This is a genomic window from Pararhizobium arenae, assembly GCF_001931685.1.
In the GTDB taxonomy this organism is placed as follows: Bacteria; Pseudomonadota; Alphaproteobacteria; order Rhizobiales; family Rhizobiaceae; genus Pararhizobium; species Pararhizobium arenae.
On sequence record NZ_MOOY01000003.1, the window covers coordinates 437887 to 457482 of the forward strand.

Sequence of the window (19596 nt, forward strand, 5' to 3'; positions counted from 1 at the left end):
GCGCATGCATGCAAGTGGATATGCGACGCGCGAATGCCGTATAGATGCTTGCCGCAGCCATTTCACATGATTATGGTGCGCCAGTTTTCTAACCAAGAAATGCGGCCAAAGCGTGGGTTGGTTTTTCGCGCAACCCGGGCCGTCAGGAGTCGTTGATGTTCAAGGGATCAATTCCCGCACTCGTTACCCCGTTCACGGCCACCGGTGCCGTCGATGAGGAAAGCTTCGTTGCTCATGTGGAATGGCAGATCGCGGAAGGAAGCCACGGTCTCGTGCCCGTCGGCACGACCGGCGAATCGCCGACCCTGTCCCATGCCGAGCACAAACGGGTGGTTGAACTCTGCATCAAGACCGCAGCCGGTCGTGTACCGGTGATCGCAGGCGCCGGTTCCAACAACACCACCGAAGCCGTCGAACTCGCGCAACATGCCGAAAAGGCAGGCGCCGACGCAATCCTTGTCGTTACACCGTACTACAACAAGCCAACGCAGAAGGGCCTCTTCGCCCACTATGCGGCTATTGCGGAAAGCGTGAAGCTGCCGATCGTCATCTACAATATTCCCGGTCGCTCCGTCGTGGACATGAGCGTGGAAACGATGGCGGCGCTGCATAAGGCGTATCCCTCGATCATGGGCGTCAAGGATGCAACCGGCAAGATCGAGCGTGTTTCGGAGCAGCGCATGGCCTGTGGCCCGGATTTCGTTCAGCTCTCCGGCGAAGACGCGACCGCGCTTGGCTTCAACGCCCATGGCGGCGTCGGTTGCATCTCGGTTACGGCAAACGTCGCGCCTCGCCTCTGCGCCGAGTTCCAGGAGGCGACGCTTGCCGGTGACTATGCCAAGGCACTCGCCTATCAGGACAAGCTGATGCCGCTGCACAAGGCAATCTTCATGGAGCCAGGCCTCTGTGGTGCAAAATATGCGCTGCACAAGCTGCGCGGCCTGAGCCGCACGGTTCGTTCCCCGCTTGTGTCGACACTCGAACCGGCGACGGAAACCGCACTTGATGCGGCGCTACGCCATGCGGGGCTGATGAACTGATGGCACCCAAGGGCAGCCAGCGCGTGGTCAACAAGGTTGTGGCGGAAAACCGGAAGGCCCGCTTCAACTATGAGATCGTCGATACCTACGAGGCTGGCCTTGTTCTGAGCGGCACCGAGGTGAAGTCGCTGCGCGAGGGCAAGGCCAATATTGCGGAATCCTACGCTTCGGACGAAGGCGGGGAGATGTGGCTCATCAACGCCTATCTCCCGGAATATCTGCAGGCCAACCGGTTCAATCACGAGCCGCGCCGCCGTCGCAAATTGCTGCTCTCGAAACGCGAGATCAATCGCCTGCGTGGCGCCATCAATCGCGATGGCATGACGCTCGTTCCGTTGAAAATCTATTTTAACGAGAAGGGCCGCGCCAAAATGGAGCTGGCTCTGGGCAAGGGCAAAAAGCTGCACGACAAGCGCGAAAGCGAAAAAGAACGCGACTGGAACCGGCAAAGAAGCCGGCTTTTGAAGGATCATTGATCCCTTCGTCGATCGGCGCAGCGAAGCCACGTCACGCCACCGCTCCGGCTTTGCGGAGCGGTGTGATATCGACGTTTATTCGTCTCCGCCGATACCCAAGGATTCCGGCAGTCTTGCGGGCCGCTCCGATGGGTCGCGTCCGACTTCGGATTTCAAGGTCATCAGTTCGATGAAGTGATCCGCCTGCCGGCGCAGATCGTCGGCAATCATGGGCGGCTGCGTCGACATGGTCGAGACGACGGAAACCTTGCGACCCTTGCGCTGAAGCGCTTCTACAAGCGTGGTGAAGTCGCCGTCGCCGGAGAAAATCACCAGATGATCGACCGTTTCGGCCTGTTCCATCGCATCGATGGCAAGCTCGATATCCATGTTGCCCTTGATCTTGCGACGGCCGAGCGAGTCGGTGAATTCCTTGGCGGGCTTGGTCACCACCTTGTAGCCGTTATAGTCCAGCCAGTCGATCAACGGGCGGATCGACGAGTATTCCTGATCTTCGATCAGCGCGGTGTAGTAGTAGGCGCGCAGCAGGTAACCCCGCTTCTGGAAGGCCTTCAACAGCTTGCGGTAATCAATGTCGAAACCCAGGCTCTTTGACGCCGCATATAAATTTGCACCATCGATAAAAAGCGCGATTTTCTCGCGTGGATCGAACATATGAGTATTCCTTTTGTTGTCTCAATGTTTTTGTTCAATCTGAGCGAGCGAAAAACAGGCGCTGAAGCAGAGAATCTATTAACATTAAGAGATTTTTTTGGGTTCATGAACCGGGTTCGAGGCTCGACTTAAACCAACAAATTTAATGGCGAAAGTGCGAGTTTTCGCAGGATTTTTCAAATAAGATCATCAATGAGGCATTTTTTAGTATTTTTTCCCCCACAAGGATATTCCGAAGGCATAAAACTTTTGCGCGCCTTCGTCGGCCGTTGCATTCCAGAAATCCAACTCTTTCTCCCCCACCCGCATTCAATCATCATTCTTGTAGAAGTCAAAGGATATCAGCGACTTCTATGAAACGCTCATATTCGTTCTGCCACGCGTTCGCGACGGATCGGGTGCTCCGAAGCGATCCATCAAGCGGGAGCAACGGTGTCTTAAAGGCGCAGACACTCAACTTATGCGTCTTGTTTCGAGACTTCGCGAGGCGATTCTTTCATGCAAATGTCCTGAATCCCCGCGGATATCTTTTTGTGGCCTCCAAAGGAAAAACTTGAATTTGCCGGCTTTTGATTGTATCGGGCAGGTTAATTCCGAAAATTGGAGCCAAGCGTACCGTCCGCCGACGGCTGGATGCGGGCTCCGATGTTGTCAATCGCACGGCCGGCAGTTCCCCTTCGTGAACGCACCGCGCACTCAAGACCCAAAGGACAGGCAATGGCTCGCGTCACCGTTGAAGATTGCATCGACAAGGTCGATAACCGTTTCGAACTCGTGCTGCTGGCAAGCCACCGCGCGCGCCTCATCTCGCAGGGCGCTGCAATCACCGTCGATCGCGACAACGACAAGAACCCGGTTGTAGCACTGCGCGAAATCGCGGATGAAACCCTGTCTCCGGGCGATCTGAAGGAAGATCTGATTCACTCGCTTCAGAAGCATGTCGAGGTCGATGAGCCCGAGCCCGATCCGGCTTCGATGATCGCCAACGAGGCAGCGACGGTTTTTGCCGATCAGTCCGAGGATGAGGATCAGCCCGAAGTCGTAACCTTCGATCGCATGTCCGAAGAGGAACTGCTGGCCGGCATCGAAGGTCTCGTTCCGCCGGAAAAGAGCGACGACTACTGATACTGAAAAAGGCGAGGCGCGGTTTGCGCGCCCCCTGCCAACGGCGTATCGCAAGCTGCGATCGCGCCGTTTGACGCAAGCAGCTGACTTTGCAAAGCGGTGCGCCACTCCTATGATTGGCGCGCCGTTTGTTTTTTCAAGCCTTCCCCGGGAGCTGTTCAGGAAATGATGCGCCAGTACGAGCTCGTTGAGCGCGTTCAAAAATACAAGCCCGATGTCAACGAGGCCCTGCTGAACAAGGCCTATGTCTACGCCATGCAGAAGCATGGCCAGCAGAAACGGGCGAGCGGCGACCCTTACATTTCCCATCCCCTCGAAGTCGCGGCCATCCTGACCGAGATGCATCTGGACGAGTCGACCATTGCGGTCGCGCTGCTCCACGATACGATCGAGGACACCACGGCCACCCGTGCCGAGATCGATGAACTTTTCGGCGAGGACATCGGCGCACTGGTAGAAGGTCTCACGAAGATCAAGAAACTCGATCTCGTGACCAAAAAGGCCAAGCAGGCCGAAAACCTGCGCAAGCTCCTGCTTGCGATTTCCGATGACGTCCGCGTGCTGCTGGTCAAGCTGGCGGATCGCCTGCACAACATGCGAACCCTGGACCATATGTCGGCGGAAAAGCGTGCCCGCATTTCCGAGGAGACGATGGAAATCTATGCGCCCTTGGCTGGCCGCATGGGTATGCAGGACATGCGCGAGGAGCTGGAAAACCTCTCCTTCCGTCACATCAATCCCGAGGCGTTCGAGACCGTCACGAGGCGGCTTGAAGAGCTTTCCACCCGAAATGAGGGGTTGATCAAGAAGATCGAGGACGAACTTCGCGAGCTTCTGGCAGTCAAGGGGCTCACCGATCCCCTCGTCAAGGGGCGCCAGAAGAAGCCTTACTCCGTCTTCAAGAAGATGCAGTCCAAGTCGCTCTCCTTCGAGCAATTGTCCGACGTGTGGGGCTTCCGCATCATCGTCGATGACATTCCCGCGTGTTATCGTGCGCTCGGCATCGTCCATACCCGTTGGCGCGTCGTACCCGGCCGGTTCAAGGATTACATCTCCACGCCGAAGCAGAACGACTACCAGTCGATCCACACGACGATCGTCGGCCCTTCCCGTCAGCGTATCGAACTGCAGATCCGCACCCGCTGGATGCACGAGATCGCCGAATACGGGATTGCCGCCCATACGCTCTACAAGGATGGCAGCGAGGCCTCGGGAGACGTGAAGCTGTCGCCCGGCTCGAATGCCTATTCATGGCTCCGCCGGACCATTGAATCGCTCGCGGAAGGCGACAATCCGGAAGAGTTTCTGGAGCACACGAAGCTAGAATTGTTTCAGGATCAGGTCTTCTGCTTCACGCCGAAGGGGCAACTGATCGCGCTGCCGCGCGGCGCGACCCCCATCGATTTCGCTTATGCGGTGCATACCAATATCGGGGATACCTGTGTGGGCGCCAAGATCAACGGTCGCATCATGCCGCTTGTCACCCGTCTTTCGAATGGCGATGAGGTGGAGATCGTTCGCTCGGGCATTCAGGTGCCGCCGGCAGCCTGGGAAGAGATCGTGGTGACCGGCAAGGCGCGTGCCGCCATCCGCCGCGCAACCCGTGCCGCCATCCGCAAGCAATATTCCGGACTCGGATATCGCATTCTGGAGCGCACCTTCGAGCGCGCCGGCAAAACCTTTACCCGCGAAGGCCTGAAGCCGGTCCTTCACCGGCTTGGCCAGAAGGATGTCGAGGATGCGATCGCCGCCGTCGGGCGAGGGGAGCTTTCGTCGCTCGACGTCCTGCGCGCCGTTCATCCCGATCACCAGGATGAACGGGTGACCGTCAAGCCCGTCGATCAGGGCTGGTTCAACATGCGCAGCGCCGCCGGCATGGTGTTCAAGCTGCCCGAACGTCCCAAGGATATGTTCGAGGAAAGTGCGGGACCGGAAGCTTTGCCCATCCGCGGGCTTTCCGGCGAGGCGGAGGTGCATTTCAGCGCATCCGGCGCCGTGCCCGGCGACCGTATCGTCGGCATCATGGACAGGGACAAGGGCATCACCATCTATCCGATCCAGTCGCCGAGCCTGCAGAAGTTCGACGAGGAATCTGAGCGCTGGATCGACGTGCGCTGGGATCTCGATGAAGCCAACAACACCCGCTTCATGGCCCGTATCCAGATCAATGCCCTGAATGAGCCTGGCACGCTTGCCGAAATCGCCCAGGCGATCGCGACCAGCGATATCAACATTCGCGGCCTCACCATGGGACGGGTCGCCGCCGATTTCAGCGAATTCCAGATCGATGTGGAAGTCTGGGATTTGCGTCAGCTCAATCATTTGCTCTCTCAGATACGAGATCTGCCGAGCGTGTCGACCGTCAAGCGCGTGTTCGAATAGTTAGAAGTCGCTGTTTCTGCTTGGTTATGGGGCGATTGCCCCATAAATAGGCGGATGATGACGGCGGGATGGGCTGCCCATGCGTCTGGTGCATGGCTGCTGGCAGTATCCGGCGCTGGTAGAAAAGCAGTTGCTCACCTATCTTCATGCTCGGGAGGTAAACGAAAAGAGGTTTACCATGTTCAAGCAATTGAAGAAGTTCACCGGCGCCCTGCGTGGCCCGTCTGTCGAAGAACGCGAATTGAGCTATCTCAACGGTTCTGTCGATCGCATCGATCTCGAATATCGCCAGCGTCAGATCGATCGCGGCCTTTTCCGTAGCGGTTTCTGATCGCCGGAAATCTCCGACCGCCCATTGAGGGCGGTCAGGAGCTATGCGATGTGCGAATGACTGGTCATGCAGGCGCGCAAGTGTGCGGGTTTGGCCAGGCGTCGGTCGCGTCGATTTGACCCTCATCTGTCGCCTTCGGCATTGTCTCCTGCCGTGGTCTTCGTCTATCAAGCATCCTATGTTGTTCCGTCGCAGAAAACCGGCGACCCTTGCGGGCAGGGTTCGTGCCTTTCTCTGGCCGCGAAAGGGTTTTTCGCGTGGATTGCGCTATATGACTCTCAGGGTGCTGCGGCTGTCTTCAACGCCGCATTGCATCGCGGTGGGTGTCGCCGCCGGTGCCGCATCCTCGGCCACACCTTTTCTCGGACTTCACATCATCCTCGCCGTGGGAGTTGCTTACCTGCTGTCGGGCAATCTGATTGCCGCGGCCCTTGCAACGGCTATTGCCAATCCGCTGACGATCCCCTTCATTCTGACCGGGACCTATGAAGCGGGTGTCGCCGTTCTGGGCGTCGAAAGCCACCAGACGCTTTCCGGCCATGAAATTATTGACATGCTTGGCCATCTGGAGTTTTCGCATCTCTGGGAACCCGTTCTGAAGCCTATGCTCGTGGGAGCCATTCCGCTCGCGCTTACGAGCGCTATCGTCTTCTATACGCTTGCCTATGTCGCGGCGCGGATGTTCCAGCAACGTCGGCAGGCACGCCGTTTGCTGCGCACGCCCGCTTTCCAGTCATCGGACAAGTCGTGAGCCAGTGAAATCGACCGGTTGCCGCGCGCGCGGGTCCAGCAAGTGAGATCACATGATTATAGGCATCGGAAGTGACCTGATCGACATCCGCCGCATCGCCGGCTCGATCGAACGTTTCGGGGAGCGTTTCACCCAGCGTTGTTTCACCGAGGTCGAAATTCGCAAATCCGAGGGGCGCAAGAACCGGGCGGAATCCTACGCCAAGCGGTTTGCGGCCAAGGAAGCCTGCTCCAAGGCGCTGGGCACCGGTCTTGCGAACGGCGTCTTCTGGAAGGATATGGGTGTAGTCAACCTGCCGGGCGGCAAGCCCACCATGGAACTCACCGGGGGCGCAGCCGAGCGTCTCAGCGCAATGACCCCCGAAGGTCATCGTGCCGTGATCCACCTGACGATTACCGATGATTTTCCCCTGGCGCAGGCCTTCGTGATAATCGAGGCGCTGCCCGTTGCTCCGGCATCGGGAAACGTTTAGAGCATGTCTCAAACAACGCTCCGCCTTGAGGAGCGTATTATTTGCATAATCCCTTGCTGAGCGAACATCGTTCCGACGGATTTTAAGTGAAAACACCGGCTGACTTTCGCAGAGCCCGATCCTATCTGAAGGGCGGCGTGAAACAGCACACAAGGAAAGAACGGCGTGGCAGAGAAGATTGAAAAAAGCCAGGGTGGCCTGTGGGAAAACGTCAAGGTCATCATCCAGGCATTGTTGCTCGCCGTGGTGATCCGCACCGTGTTCTTCCAGCCCTTCACCATTCCCTCGGGCTCGATGATGCCGACGCTTCTGGTCGGTGACTATATCTTCGTCAACAAGTTCGCCTACGGTTATTCGAAATACTCGCTGCCGTTCTCGCCGGACCTCTTCGAAGGCCGCATCTTTGCAAGCGAGCCGGAGCGTGGCGACGTCGTCGTCTTCCGTTTCCCGCCCAACCCCGACATCGACTACATCAAGCGCCTGATCGGTCTGCCGGGCGACCGGGTGCAGGTGCGTGACAGCGTCCTCTATGTGAACGACAAGCCCGTCGAGCGTGTGGCAGACGGGGTGTTTCGCGCCGACGACCAGTATGACACGGGCGCTGATGTACCGGTCTATCGCGAAACGCTCGACAATGGCGTGACTTTCGACACGCTGGACCAGTTTCCGGACAGTCGTGGCGATAACACCCGCGAGTTCATCGTGCCGGAAGGCCATTATTTCATGATGGGCGACAACCGCGACAACTCCGCCGACAGCCGCTTCGATGTCGGCTTCGTTCCGGCGGAAAACCTTGTCGGTCGCGCCAGCATGATCTTCTTCTCGCTCGGCAACGACACCTCCTTCCGCGAAATCTGGAAGTGGCCGACCAACCTGCGTTACGACCGCCTGTTCAAGAGCGTGCAATGATCAGGAAGCCACTGAACGCGGAAAACCGGCACACGCTTGAAACCGCGATCGGCTATCATTTCGTTCAGCAGGAGCGGCTGGACCGGGCACTCACCCATTCCAGCGCCCGCAACGCCAAGGGCTCGAACTACGAACGCCTGGAGTTTCTGGGCGACCGCGTGCTCGGGCTTTGCATTGCAGAGCTTCTGTTCCAGACGTTTCGCGAGGCAACGGAAGGCGAGCTTTCTGTGCGTCTCAACCAGCTTGTCAGCGCGGAAAGCTGCGCTGTCGTGGCCGACGCGCTGGAACTTCATCTTTACATTCGCACCGGTGCCGACGTGAAGCGCGTTACCGGCAAACATATGCTCAACATCCGCGCTGATGTGGTCGAATCGCTCATCGCCGCGATCTATCTGGATGGCGGGCTTGAGGCTGCCCGCGGCTTTGTGTTGCGTCATTGGGGTGCGCGTGCGGTTCGTGCCGATGGTGCCCGCCGTGATGCCAAGACGGAGTTGCAGGAATGGGCCCATGCGAAATTCGGCGTGGCGCCAAGCTACCGCGTTGACGAGCGTTCCGGCCCGGACCATGATCCGCGCTTCACGGTGACGGTCGAGATTGCGGGCACAGCGCCCGAAACCGGAACCGACCGTTCCAAGCGCGCCGCCGAGCAGGTGGCCGCGACGAAGGTTCTGGAGAGGGAAGGGGTCTGGAAGGCCTCCGAACTCAAGTAGAATAACAGTCAGAGCGCCCTTTGCGCCCGTAAGCAAGACCGATTTAAACAGAACATCCGGGCTGGTGCCCGCAGCAATAAAACCCTGCGCCGGACGGGATGTCCGCCGCCATTTGGATTTGACCGAGACCATGACCGAAGAGATCAAAGACACCGCCGAGACCGAAGCTGTTGCAACCCGTTCGGGCTTCGTCGCCCTGATCGGCGCGACCAATGCCGGCAAGTCGACGCTGGTCAATCGCCTCGTCGGCGCCAAGGTGTCGATCGTCAGCCACAAGGTGCAGACGACGCGCGCCATCGTGCGCGGCATCGCCATCCACAACAATGCCCAGATTGTCTTCATGGACACGCCCGGCATCTTCAAGCCGCGCCGTCGGCTCGACCGCGCCATGGTCACGACCGCCTGGGGCGGCGCCAAGGATGCCGATGTCATCATGCTTCTGATCGACAGCGAGCGCGGCCTGAAGGGCGATGCCGAGACCATTCTCGAAGGCCTGAAGGAAGTGCCGCAGCGCAAAATCCTTGTCTTGAACAAGATCGATCAGGTTTCGCGCGAAGACCTGCTGAAGCTTGCTGCCGCCGTCAACGAGTTCGTCAATTTTGATCGCACCTTCATGATCTCGGCGCTCAACGGTTCGGGCTGCGAGGACGTCATGGACTACCTCGCCACCGAGCTGCCGGAGGGCCCCTGGTATTATCCGGAAGACCAGATTTCCGACCTGCCGATGCGCCAGCTCGCTGCCGAAATCACCCGCGAAAAGCTGTTTCTGCGCCTGCATCAGGAGCTTCCCTATTCCTCTCATGTCGAGACGGAAAAGTGGGAGGAGCGCAAGGATGGCTCCGTGCGCATCGAACAGGTGATTTACGTCGAGCGTGACAGCCAGAAGAAGATCGCGCTCGGCCGCAACGGCGAAGCGATCAAAGCCATCTCCATGGCGTCGCGTAAGGAGTTGTCGGAAATCCTGGAACAGCCCGTTCATCTCTTCCTGTTCGTGAAGGTGCGTGAAAACTGGGGCGACGATCCCGAGCGTTTCCGCGAAATGGGGCTGGAGTTTCCGCGCGGGTAATGCAGCAGGCCACTGTGCCGCAAACGCTATCGTCCCCTCTCCCCGCGAGCGGGGAGAGGGCTAGGGTGAGGGGCATAACTCTCATCCTTGAGAATGCCGGGCATTGCCCCTCATCCGCCCTTCGGGCACCTTCTCCCCGCACGCGGGGAGAAGGACCGTACCGTGCCCAATCATCGAACAGTCTGTCTTAAACCCGCTGGCTTGTGGCCCCTGTCTCTGTGTGACACGTCATGATCATGCGGCGCGCAAGTGCTGCGCCTTGGTCGAGGGAGTGACGCATGCCGCAGCTGGTCGATGGAAAGTGGGAAAAGGGCGATGTCGCCGCAAGCGAGATGAAGGGCGGCGCCTTTCATCGCGAGCCGACCAGCTTCCGCAACTGGATCACGCCAGATGGTTCTGAAGGCCCCGACGGCCAGCCCGGCCTGCCGGCCGAAGCGGGGCGCTACAAACTCTTCGTCTCCTATCTCTGCCCCTGGGCCTCGCGCACGCTGATGATGCGCAAGCTGAAAGGCCTGGAAGAGATCATCGGCCTTTCCGTCTCCGAGCCCGAGCTTGGCGAAAGCGGCTGGACCTATAGCGAGCCGCAGGATGCCGGTGAGCGTGTCGGCAAGATCCGCTACCAGTACGAACTCTATGCCGCCTCCGATCCGCATTACACCGGCAAGGTCTCGGTTCCGGTTCTCTGGGATCTGAAGGAGGGCCGGATCGTCAACAACGAATCGGCCGATATCCTGCGCATCCTCAACAGCGCCTTCGATCACCTGACCGACAATGATCTCGATTTCTATCCCGAGCCGTTGCGCGCCGAAATCGACCACTGGAACGCGCCGATCTATGACAAGGTCAACAACGGCGTCTACCGCGCGGGCTTTGCCAAGACGCAAAGCTCCTATGAGGCCGCCGTCGCGGATGTCTTCGAGATGCTGGACACGCTCGAAGCCCATCTGGCCGAGAACCGCTATGTCGCGGGCTCACACCTGACCGAAGCCGATATCCGCCTGTTCGTCACGCTGATCCGTTTCGATACCGCCTATAACGGCGTGTTCAAGTGCAACATCCGTCGGCTCGAGGATTACCCCAATCTCTCGAACTACCTTCGTGAAATCTATCAGTGGCCGGGCATTTCCGAGACCGTGAAGATCGACCAGATCAAGCGCGGCTATTATTCCATCGCCCATATCAACCCGACACAGATCGTCCCCGTCGGCCCGGTCCTTGATTTCAATCGGCCGCATGACAGGGCGCGGTTGAACGGCGAAGGCGTGTTCCGCAAGCGTTCGTAGGCTCCGGCTGTCGTCATAATCCCGCATCGACCTGTGGAAGTCGGGGAGGGTGTTCACGCCCTCACTTGGCCTTGATGCTCTGCACATCTATGGTCCGCCGTACTTGCCTCATGTGACGGGCCTCATCTGACGGGATACCATGACCAGCTCTGCCAAATCCGCTTCCGCAACGCCGATCGCCATCATCATCGCCCGTGAGGTTAACGCCACCCCGGCGCAGGTGATCGCTGCGGTCGAGCTGCTTGACGAGGGTGCGACCGTTCCCTTCATCGCCCGTTACCGCAAGGAGGTCACCGGCGGTCTCGATGATACGCAGTTGCGCACGCTCTCCGAAAGGCTCGTCTACCTGCGCGAACTGGAAGCCCGCCGCGCCGCGATCCTGGATTCGATCCGCAGCCAGGACAAGCTGACCGACGAGCTGACGGCCAAGATCGCTGCCGTCACCACCAAGGCGGAACTTGAAGACATCTATCTGCCCTACAAGCCCAAGCGCCGCACCAAGGCGGAGATTGCGCGCGAACGTGGCCTCGGCCCCCTCGCAGAAGCGATCCTTCTTGATCGCCGCATCGCGCCTGCCGAACGTGCGACGGCGTTTCTGACCGCCGACGTGACCGACGTAAAGATGGCGCTGGAAGGCGCGCGCGACATCATCGCCGAAGGTATCACCGAAAATGCGGATCTGCTTGGCCGTCTGCGCACGCATATGCGCAGTGCTGCCTTCCTTCGCGCTCGCGTGGTCGATGGCAAGCAGGAAGCCGGCGCCAAGTTTTCCGATTACTTCGATCATTCCGAGCGCTGGGCGACCGTTCCCGGCCACCGGGCGCTCGCCATGCTGCGCGGCTGGAACGAGGAAGTCCTTTCCGTCGATATCGTCGTCGATCAGGATGACACGTCCCCGGTCAAGCCTGTCGAGCGCACCATTGCCGCCGCCTATATGGTCGGAGGCACGCTGCCGGGCGATCAGTGGTTGATGGAGGTGATCGGCTGGACATGGCGCGTCAAGCTCTCCATGTCGCTGTCGCTCGACCTGATGCGCGAGTTGCGCGAGCGGGCTGAAGAGGAAGCAATCCACGTCTTCGCCCGCAACCTCAAGGACCTGCTTCTTGCCGCGCCGGCCGGCTCGCGCGCCACCATGGGTCTCGACCCCGGCATCCGCACCGGCGTCAAGGTCGCCGTCGTTGATGGCACCGGCAAGCTGCTCGAAACCACGACTGTCTATCCCTTCCCGCCGAAGAACGACATTCGCGGCACCCAGGCGGAACTTGCAAGCCTCGTGCGCAAGCACAAGATCGAGCTGATCGCCATCGGCAACGGCACCGGCAGCCGCGAGACCGAGCGCCTCGTCGCCGATATGCTGGCCCAGATGCCCGCGCCGAAACCCACCAAGGTCATCGTCTCGGAAGCCGGTGCCTCCGTCTACTCCGCCTCGCAAGCGGCCGCCGATGAATTTCCCGGTCTCGACGTGTCGCTCCGCGGCGCCGTCTCCATCGCTCGCCGCCTGCAGGACCCGTTGGCCGAACTCGTCAAGATCGATCCGAAGTCGATCGGCGTCGGCCAGTATCAGCACGATGTCGATCAGGGCCGCCTCAGCCGCTCGCTCGATGCTGTCGTTGAAGATGCCGTGAATGCCGTTGGCGTCGATCTCAACACCGCTTCCGCCCCGTTGCTCGCCCGGGTGTCGGGTCTCGGAAAATCCTCCGCCGAAGCCATCGTCGCCCATCGTGATGCCACTGGCCCGTTTGAAAGCCGCAAGGAACTGATGAAGGTTCCGCGCCTCGGTGCCCGCACCTTCGAACAATGCGCCGGCTTCCTGCGCATCCCCAATGGCAAGGAGCCGCTGGATGCTTCTGCGGTGCACCCGGAAGCCTACGGCGTCGCCAAGAAGATCGTCGCCGCCTGCGGCCGCGACCTGCGCGCCATCATGGGTGACAGTTCCGTTTTGAAGGCGCTCGATCCGCGCGTCTTCGTCGACGAGCGCTTCGGCCTGCCGACCGTGAAGGACATCCTGTCGGAACTCGAAAAGCCGGGCCGCGACCCGCGCCCGAGCTTCAAGACCGCAACGTTCGCCGATGGCATTGATGACATCAAGGATCTGAAGCCCGGCATGCTCTTGGAAGGGACGGTGACCAATGTCGCCGCCTTCGGTGCCTTCGTCGATATCGGCGTGCATCAGGATGGTCTTGTTCACGTCTCCCAGCTCGCCGATCGTTTCGTCAAGGACCCGCATGAAGTCGTGAAGGCCGGCGATGTCGTGCAGGTTCGCGTGACCGAGGTCGACGTCCCCCGCAAGCGTATCGGCCTCACCATGCGCAAGGATGGTGGCGCAGAGTCAGGTAATCGCGCGTCAAACGGCGATACCCGCAACGCAAAACCGCAGGGCGGCCGCCCGCAGACGTTCAAGCCTGCACAGAGCAAGCCGCAGGCACCTGCCCAAGGCGCCTTTGGCGCGGCGCTCGCAGAGGCAATAAAGCGCAAATAGCCGGCGCGTCGGCACGCACCTGACACATGCTTGAAAGCCGGGCCGGCTGCGTTCGCGGCCGGCTTTTGCATGACGTGAAAACAGTACGAGACAAAACCTTCCGGTTGTGCTTGGCTGTGTGCTGTTGACACTCCCGGATGCGTTTACCAGATGCTTCTCAGGCAGACCGGATCTTACTTGCCAGCCCAGATCGGCGCGCCGCTTGTACAACTGGCGGCGGTCGTCGTTTGGGCCCATCTTCTCCCGGCCGAGGAACTCGGCAAGCTCATGCTTGTTGTCGCCCTTCAGGATATTCTTTTTTCCCTCTGCCTTGTCTGGTGGTCGCAGTTCATGCTGCGGCATGCGCCGCGCTTACCGCTGATCGGGCAGAAGGGCGGGATGGCAGGGGCGGAATCTGGGGTTGTGGCGGTGTGCCTGCTCGCGCAGTTTATGTTCCTGGCTGTCATCCTGCTCCTCTACATCCCCTCAGCCGCCCTTTCGTTTCATGTCGCCGCAGCGACCTTCGTAACCGTCAGATCGCTCGCCAGCTATTGCGCGGAGCGGGCACGCGCCACGGGCCGGGTGCTGGCCTATAGCGTCATCCAGCTTGTGTTGCCTGCCGCCGCCTTGCTGCTAGCACTCTTCGCCGCGATGCTGCTGGCACCTCGGGCCGATGTCGTTTTGCTGTTTTCCGCCCTTCCGCTTCTTGCCGCTCCTTTGTTCGGCGGCATGAATGTCGCCGGGTTTGGCTGGGATGCAAGGCTCGTGCGGGAAGCCTGGGCTTTTGGACTTCCCGCAATGATCGCCGCTTTGCTCGCGGCTCTCGCCCTGAACATGCCGCGCATCCTCGTCGATCTCTGGTTCGGCCACGCCGTGGCGGGCATTTTCTCGGTCGCGTTCGGGCTCGGCGTCAGGCTATCGGCTGTCGCCGTCATGCTGGTTACGGCAGGCGCTTATCCGCTGGCGGTAAGGCGTATGGAGCTGGAGGGCAGGGCGGCCGGCTTCTCGCAGTTATCGGCAAACATGCTGCTGCTCTGTCTTGTCGCTGCCCCGCTGGGCCTTGGCTTTGCGGGCATAGGTGGCTCTGTCGCCAGCCTGCTCCTGCCCGCGTCCATGCAGGCCGATGCATCCGTCATTCTGCCGTTGGCGGCACTCGCAGGCCTCGTTCGCTACCTGCGTTCCCATACGACGGATCAGGTTTTCCTGTTGATGGCAGATACCAGGCCGGCGGCGATCATCGCTTTCATGGAGTTCTGCATGACGGTGCTGCTTACCGCCACGGCGATCCGGTTCTTCGGCCCTTCCGCAGGCGCGGCAGGCCTGCTGGGTGCCGCGTCTGTCAGCGCGACGGCGAGCATCGTCTGGGCGGTGACGAGGTTCGGTTTTGAGCCGCCCGTCCGTGCGCTTTCCCGGATACTGCTCGCAGCGGCCCTCATGGCGCTTTGCGTGCATATGATGGGGAGGGCGCCTTCCCTGCCGGCTCTTGCCGTGCCGATTGCTTGCGGGGCCTCTCTCTACGCTGTTTGTCTGGCCTTGCTTTTTCCCGGCGAAGTGCAGGCTTCTATCGTCGCTGGCGGGGTTCTCGCGATGCGCAGAAGGGTGCGGGATGAAGATCATGATCCTCTCCAGCGAGTTTGATCCCTTCCGGGGCGGCATCGGAACCTACGCGCGGGAGATGGCGCTTGCCGCAACCGAACTCGGTCATCGCGTAACCGTCGTCGCCGCCGATTATGGAGCAGAGGAAGCAGCCACATCCTTTCCGTTCCGGGTTTTGCGGTATCCCGGCGGGCAGCACCACATGCGGGACGTCCCGGCCAAGATCGCGCTCGTGCGCCGACTGGCGCGGCAGGAACCGGCATATGATATCGTGCACGCCATCGACTGGCCGTTCTACATTCCGCTCGCTCTGTGTGCCTATCGCTCGGCCACCCGCTGCATTCTCACCTTCCATGGAACAGAGGTTGATTTCATCCAGAAGCCCATCCGCGCCGTACCGCTCTCGCTGCTGAGGTTCTGGAATGGCTGGGCACACTATGTCGCCAACAGCCATCATACCGCCCGACGGCTCCGCGTGGCGGTAGGGTTGGAAGAATGCGCCGTCCGCGTCGTGCATCCGGGTGTCGGCCGGGAATGGCTCGCCGCACGGGTGGAGAAGGCCTGTGCTCGCCAACGTCTGGGAATTTGCCAACATCAGTTCGTCATCGCAACGCTCGGCCGGGTTGTTCCGCGCAAGGGGCATGATGTGCTCGCCGAGGCCCTGCAAAGGCTTCCAGCGGAGATCGTCCGTCGGGTCGAATGGCACATCATCGGACCGCTGCTTGACCAGGCATACGAGGCGCAACTTCGCCGCATAACGGAATCCTTGGGGGGGAAGGTCGTCATTCATGGCCCGCTGGCACAGGGCGAGGTCAGTCTTCGTCTCTCCGCTGCGGATGTCTTCTGCCTTCCGGGACGACAGCTGGAAGGCGGTGGTGTTGAAGGCTTCGGTCTCGTCTATCTCGAGGCGGCAGCCCTTGGCCTGCCATCCGTCGCCGCGGATATGGGTGGCATTTCAGAGGCCATCGACCATGGCGAGAGCGGGCTTCTGGTTCCGGAAAACGACCCGCAGGCGCTTGCGCAAGCGCTCGCGAGCCTCATCGCCGATCCGGTTGAACGAAACCGCCTGTCCCGTGGCGCCCGGCATCGCGCCGAAGCGTCGACCTGGCTTCGCGCGGCTCGCGAGATTTACGGATCTCAGGATAATCACCCAGGGCAAGGCGCGTCATCGATCGTGCCAACGGAAATGTCATGCTGACCGGTCAGAGCTTGCCGGCCACACCATCTCGACCGGTCGTCGTCTTCCTCATCAATTCCCTGACCGGCGGCGGAGCGGAGCGGGTCATGGCCGCTTTGCTCGCCGCATCATCTAAGTGGGCGCAGCGCTACGAGCTTCATCTGATCCTGCTTGATCGAGAGGCGGATGCCTATCCGCTGCCGGAATGGCTGCAGGTGCATCGTCTGGACAGCCGCTTTTCCCTTGGCCGGTCGCTGCGGCTTTCCGTGCCGCTGATGAGAAGATTGAAACCGGCTGTTTGTCTGAGCTTCCTGACGCGTGCCAATATCGTTGCGGTCGTCTCTTCGAGGTTATGCGGCTTTCGGGCGATCATCAGCGAGCGTGTCAGTCCGGCGAGCCACCACGGTAGCGGCCCGCGTGGTGTTTTTGCACGACAGACGACACGCTTCTTTTATCCGTTGGCCCATCGCATCATCTGCCCATCCGCGGGCGTGGCCGCCGATCTCGTCGAGGGCTATCGGGTGGCAAGAAGCCGCATCGACGTTATTCCCAATCCTCTGAATATCGATGATATTCGCAGCCGCGCGACTGCGGTCACGTCATGGAAAACTCAGCGCCCCTATATCGTCGCGGTCGGTCGCCTCGTCGAAAACAAGAACTTCGCGCTGTTGCTCTCAGCCCTTGCCAAGAGCAGAGTCCCGCTGGACTTGGTCGTTCTGGGAGAGGGGCGGTTGCGCAAGGCGCTGGAAGAAAATGCCTTCCAACTGGGCCTTGCCGGACGCATACATTTCCCCGGTTTTGTCGAAAATCCGTTTCCGATCATCGCCCAGGCCGAGTTCTTCGTTTCGTCGTCCAATGCGGAAGGCTTCCCAAACGCTGTTGTCGAGGCGATGGCCCTTGGCGTTCCCGTCATATCCACCAATTGCCGCTCCGGTCCATCCGAAATTCTGGACGAGCGCGAGGAGCTTTCGATCGATCGGCTGCATGAGGGACAGTACGGCATGCTGGTGCCGGTGGGGGATGTGGATGCCCTGGCGCAGGCAATCGGAAACATGACGGCTGGCGCTACGCGAGACCGTTATCGCAAGGCAGCCTTGCTCGGAGCAGATCGTTTCGCGACCGCCGCAGCTTTGCGGCGCTACTGGGATGTCGTTGAAGAGCAGATCGGGCGCCCCGTCCGCACGGCGGACGAGGCGGACTTCGCGTGAAATCGAATCATGCGCGCCGAAGCATCAGCACCGGGCCGTCCGATCCGGTGGAGGCGTTCATTGCCGGCGCGTTGGTGGGAAGACTGCCGTAGGGCTGGCCCGCTTCAAGGTAGCGCCAGGCATTGGCGCCGGCGATCTCGTTGCCGTCATTGTTCAGGACATGGCCAAGCAACGCACCGCCGGCCCGGCGTACGGTCGGCAAGGTGCCGGCCGTCTTGTTGAGGGCTGCAAGCCAGTATTGGCCAGGCACGAGCGACCACGAGACCGTGATCGTCTTAAGGCTCGCTGCTCCGGACAGATCGATAACGCCGGCATCGGCGAAAAGCGTACCCGGCAGATCGGTAAAGCTATCCGTACGGTAGAGGCCGAGCCGCATTTCCCCGCCCGTCTGGCCGGTCACGAGCCAGAGTGCTATGCGATCGATGCTGGTGCGGCGATGAACGAGCAGCGGCATCATCGTAAGCTTGTTGGCCGCGACCTGACCGTCATTGACGGCGTAAATGTGGGCCGGCGGGCGATAGTACCCAGGAGGCCATGCGGGCGCGGGCGCGAGCCGAACCCACTGCGCGGCGCCGGTGGTCACGCTGATCGCTTTCCACATCTGCCTGGTCAGCGTGTTGTACCATTCCGATCCCGTCGCATAGCCTTCCGTCCCGTCATTGGCGGCAGACGGATCGGTGGAAGCGGCGATATTGTCCGTGATGCTGGTCATGTCAGAGGTCCTCGAAAGCGGCGCGGATCGCGCGGTAAAGCGGTTTCGGTTGAAGGTTTGTGTCGAAGGGGTGAGGGCGCTCGCCTTCCTCCGCGTCCGGCGGAATCCATGGCGAGATGCGATCGGAAAGCCCCCAGCAAAGCACCGGTTCGCTTCCGACGAAGGGAAGGGCGATATCGAGGTAATGCTTGACGATATCGGCCGCGCGCCGGTCGTAGGACGTCGCGCTGTAGGCCGAGGGCGGCGCTGTATCCTCCTGAGAACCCGTCTTGTAGCCGGTGCGGATATCCAGTTCGCCGATCATGATCTTCAGGCCCAGCGAGGAGGCGTCGGATAGAAAGCTGCGCAGCTTCACGGCGTCGAAACCGAGGCGAATGGTCAGATGCGCCTGGGTGTTCAGCCCGTCGATCGGAGCCCCCGCCGCAAGCTGGCTCTCCAGCATCGACAGGATGTTGGCTGTGTGGCTCTCGTGATAGCCATCGGTAATCTGCTCGCTGTGATCGTGGCAGACGAAAAGCGGCGTCTGCGGCCAGAGTTCCCGGGCTTTTTGGAAGGCATAGGTGATATAGCCCGGACCACCGGCGGCCTGATACCAGGTGTTGGGACGATAGCCGTCGGTCGCGATCTGGGCCGCATCCATCACTTCGTTGACGACATCGATATTGACGGCGAGCTGCGACCACCAGCGTGTGGCGATCGCCGCGAAATGGGTATCGATCTTGTTGCGCCAGTTTTCGGCATTGACCGTGGTGGTGTTGACCCAGGCCATGTCGCGCACCGCATACAGCAACTGATGGATGCGGAATTTCTTATTCTCGGACACGGCGCGTGCGGCAAAGCCATCGGCGGCCGTAAAGGTGAAAACACCCTCCACACCTTGGATACGCGACGGCTGCATGTCGGTGTCGGCGACATAGATCGCCGCTTCCCGCCTCAGGAGTGCCGCGTAAGCTGGATCGGCGGCCAGCTTGTCTGCCGGCGGCAAGGCAGTGCCGAAGCAGATGCCCTTTGCCGCGGCGATACTGCGAAGCTCCGCCGCTGGTGAAAAACGGCTCGCGGGACGGACGCGCCGCTCCGCGCCTGAGGACGCAACCCTTTGCCCGCCGTCTACTGCCGAGCGAAGTACATTTTCCGGCGGTGTCGCGGGACGGTCCATGCCGCCCGGCTCTATCGCCAATCGTGAAATCTGCATGGATGCCATCCTTTCCCTTCTGCCGCAGGTTTGGGCAGCTGATCTGCGCCAAGC

General features: G+C 60.6%; 18 protein-coding genes. 15 read left to right on the forward strand and 3 right to left on the reverse strand.

The genetic code is table 11. The features are described 5' to 3' along the window. The first annotated feature begins 155 nt into the window (after positions 1–155). Positions 156–1040: a 4-hydroxy-tetrahydrodipicolinate synthase gene (gene dapA / locus BLX89_RS08650; RefSeq protein WP_075290241.1), complete on the forward strand. Its 885-nt coding sequence runs from the start codon at positions 156–158 to the stop codon at positions 1038–1040. Beyond that, positions 1040–1516 (forward strand): SsrA-binding protein SmpB, encoded by a 477-nt coding sequence (gene smpB / locus BLX89_RS08655; protein WP_075290242.1) that lies wholly within the window; start codon positions 1040–1042, stop codon positions 1514–1516. Before dapA ends, smpB begins: the two co-directional genes overlap by 1 nt. A gap of 75 nt (positions 1517–1591) precedes the next feature. Here smpB and BLX89_RS08660 read toward each other — a convergent pair whose 3' ends face one another. After that, positions 1592–2170: a LabA-like NYN domain-containing protein gene (locus BLX89_RS08660; RefSeq protein WP_075290243.1), complete on the reverse strand. Its 579-nt coding sequence runs from the start codon at positions 2168–2170 to the stop codon at positions 1592–1594. A 717-nt stretch (positions 2171–2887) separates the two neighbouring features. Here BLX89_RS08660 and rpoZ point away from each other — a divergent pair. The 13 genes from rpoZ to BLX89_RS08725 all read left to right on the forward strand — a co-directional run bounded on the left by rpoZ (position 2888) and on the right by BLX89_RS08725 (position 17638). Further along, entirely contained in the window at positions 2888–3295 is a 408-nt protein-coding gene (gene rpoZ, locus BLX89_RS08665; RefSeq protein WP_075290244.1) for a DNA-directed RNA polymerase subunit omega, read from the forward strand. Between the two features lie 165 nt (positions 3296–3460). Further along, the gene (locus BLX89_RS08670) at positions 3461–5677 is read left to right on the forward strand and encodes a RelA/SpoT family protein (protein ID WP_075290245.1); all 2217 of its coding nucleotides are present in this window, start codon (positions 3461–3463) and stop codon (positions 5675–5677) included. 178 nt (positions 5678–5855) lie between these two features. After that, positions 5856–6008 carry a DUF3563 family protein gene (locus BLX89_RS08675; RefSeq protein ID WP_075290432.1) on the forward strand — a complete coding sequence of 51 codons (153 nt, stop codon included), beginning with the start codon at positions 5856–5858 and terminating at the stop codon, positions 6006–6008. A 178-nt stretch (positions 6009–6186) separates the two neighbouring features. Next, positions 6187–6759: a DUF2062 domain-containing protein gene (locus tag BLX89_RS08680; RefSeq protein WP_075290246.1), complete on the forward strand. Its 573-nt coding sequence runs from the start codon at positions 6187–6189 to the stop codon at positions 6757–6759. Positions 6760–6811: 52 nt separating this feature from the next. Continuing rightward, entirely contained in the window at positions 6812–7231 is a 420-nt protein-coding gene (gene acpS, locus BLX89_RS08685) for a holo-ACP synthase (RefSeq protein WP_075290247.1), read from the forward strand. Between the two features lie 165 nt (positions 7232–7396). After that, a complete protein-coding gene (lepB, locus tag BLX89_RS08690) occupies positions 7397–8140 on the forward strand; it encodes a signal peptidase I (protein WP_075290248.1) in 744 nt (247 codons plus the stop codon). After that, a complete protein-coding gene (gene rnc / locus BLX89_RS08695; RefSeq protein WP_075290249.1) occupies positions 8137–8850 on the forward strand; it encodes a ribonuclease III in 714 nt (237 codons plus the stop codon). The genes lepB and rnc overlap by 4 nt, the downstream gene beginning before the upstream one ends. 130 nt (positions 8851–8980) lie before the next feature. Continuing rightward, positions 8981–9916 carry a GTPase Era gene (gene era / locus BLX89_RS08700; protein ID WP_075290434.1) on the forward strand — a complete coding sequence of 312 codons (936 nt, stop codon included), beginning with the start codon at positions 8981–8983 and terminating at the stop codon, positions 9914–9916. Positions 9917–10194: 278 nt separating this feature from the next. After that, entirely contained in the window at positions 10195–11199 is a 1005-nt protein-coding gene (locus BLX89_RS08705; RefSeq protein ID WP_075290250.1) for a glutathione S-transferase family protein, read from the forward strand. A 139-nt stretch (positions 11200–11338) separates the two neighbouring features. Continuing rightward, positions 11339–13678, forward strand: a complete 2340-nt coding sequence (locus BLX89_RS08710) for a Tex family protein (protein ID WP_075290251.1) — start codon at positions 11339–11341, stop codon at positions 13676–13678. A gap of 177 nt (positions 13679–13855) precedes the next feature. Continuing rightward, positions 13856–15295: a lipopolysaccharide biosynthesis protein gene (locus tag BLX89_RS08715; RefSeq protein ID WP_158025943.1), complete on the forward strand. Its 1440-nt coding sequence runs from the start codon at positions 13856–13858 to the stop codon at positions 15293–15295. Next, complete coding sequence (locus BLX89_RS08720; protein WP_075290253.1) at positions 15264–16451, forward strand: glycosyltransferase family 4 protein; 1188 nt, start codon at positions 15264–15266, stop codon at positions 16449–16451. The genes BLX89_RS08715 and BLX89_RS08720 overlap by 32 nt, the downstream gene beginning before the upstream one ends. After that, positions 16445–17638: a glycosyltransferase gene (locus BLX89_RS08725; RefSeq protein WP_075290254.1), complete on the forward strand. Its 1194-nt coding sequence runs from the start codon at positions 16445–16447 to the stop codon at positions 17636–17638. The genes BLX89_RS08720 and BLX89_RS08725 overlap by 7 nt, the downstream gene beginning before the upstream one ends. Positions 17639–17645: 7 nt before the next feature. On the opposite strand, the gene BLX89_RS08730 is transcribed toward BLX89_RS08725, so the two are convergent. Together BLX89_RS08730 and BLX89_RS08735 are read right to left on the reverse strand one after the other, a co-directional pair. After that, entirely contained in the window at positions 17646–18350 is a 705-nt protein-coding gene (locus tag BLX89_RS08730) for a hypothetical protein (protein WP_075290255.1), read from the reverse strand. 1 nt (position 18351) lies between these two features. After that, positions 18352–19542: an endo-1,4-beta-xylanase gene (locus BLX89_RS08735; protein WP_158025944.1), complete on the reverse strand. Its 1191-nt coding sequence runs from the start codon at positions 19540–19542 to the stop codon at positions 18352–18354. Between the last annotated feature and the right edge of the window lie 54 nt (positions 19543–19596).

What these genes read in the sequence shown, in the direction of transcription:
- smpB (WP_075290242.1), top strand. Translation starts at nt 1,040, where the DNA reads ATGGCACCCAAGGGCAGCCAGCGCGTGGTCAACAAGGTTGTGGCGGAA.
- BLX89_RS08710 (WP_075290251.1), top strand. Translation starts at nt 11,339, where the DNA reads ATGACCAGCTCTGCCAAATCCGCTTCCGCAACGCCGATCGCCATCATC.
- rpoZ (WP_075290244.1), top strand. Translation starts at nt 2,888, where the DNA reads ATGGCTCGCGTCACCGTTGAAGATTGCATCGACAAGGTCGATAACCGT.
- BLX89_RS08680 (WP_075290246.1), top strand. Translation starts at nt 6,187, where the DNA reads ATGTTGTTCCGTCGCAGAAAACCGGCGACCCTTGCGGGCAGGGTTCGT.
- dapA (WP_075290241.1), top strand. Translation starts at nt 156, where the DNA reads ATGTTCAAGGGATCAATTCCCGCACTCGTTACCCCGTTCACGGCCACC.
- BLX89_RS08705 (WP_075290250.1), top strand. Translation starts at nt 10,195, where the DNA reads ATGCCGCAGCTGGTCGATGGAAAGTGGGAAAAGGGCGATGTCGCCGCA.
- BLX89_RS08670 (WP_075290245.1), top strand. Translation starts at nt 3,461, where the DNA reads ATGATGCGCCAGTACGAGCTCGTTGAGCGCGTTCAAAAATACAAGCCC.
- BLX89_RS08720 (WP_075290253.1), top strand. Translation starts at nt 15,264, where the DNA reads ATGAAGATCATGATCCTCTCCAGCGAGTTTGATCCCTTCCGGGGCGGC.
- BLX89_RS08735 (WP_158025944.1), bottom strand. Translation starts at nt 19,542, where the DNA reads ATGCAGATTTCACGATTGGCGATAGAGCCGGGCGGCATGGACCGTCCC.
- rnc (WP_075290249.1), top strand. Translation starts at nt 8,137, where the DNA reads ATGATCAGGAAGCCACTGAACGCGGAAAACCGGCACACGCTTGAAACC.
- BLX89_RS08675 (WP_075290432.1), top strand. Translation starts at nt 5,856, where the DNA reads ATGTTCAAGCAATTGAAGAAGTTCACCGGCGCCCTGCGTGGCCCGTCT.
- BLX89_RS08725 (WP_075290254.1), top strand. Translation starts at nt 16,445, where the DNA reads ATGCTGACCGGTCAGAGCTTGCCGGCCACACCATCTCGACCGGTCGTC.
- BLX89_RS08660 (WP_075290243.1), bottom strand. Translation starts at nt 2,170, where the DNA reads ATGTTCGATCCACGCGAGAAAATCGCGCTTTTTATCGATGGTGCAAAT.
- era (WP_075290434.1), top strand. Translation starts at nt 8,981, where the DNA reads ATGACCGAAGAGATCAAAGACACCGCCGAGACCGAAGCTGTTGCAACC.
- acpS (WP_075290247.1), top strand. Translation starts at nt 6,812, where the DNA reads ATGATTATAGGCATCGGAAGTGACCTGATCGACATCCGCCGCATCGCC.
- BLX89_RS08730 (WP_075290255.1), bottom strand. Translation starts at nt 18,350, where the DNA reads ATGACCAGCATCACGGACAATATCGCCGCTTCCACCGATCCGTCTGCC.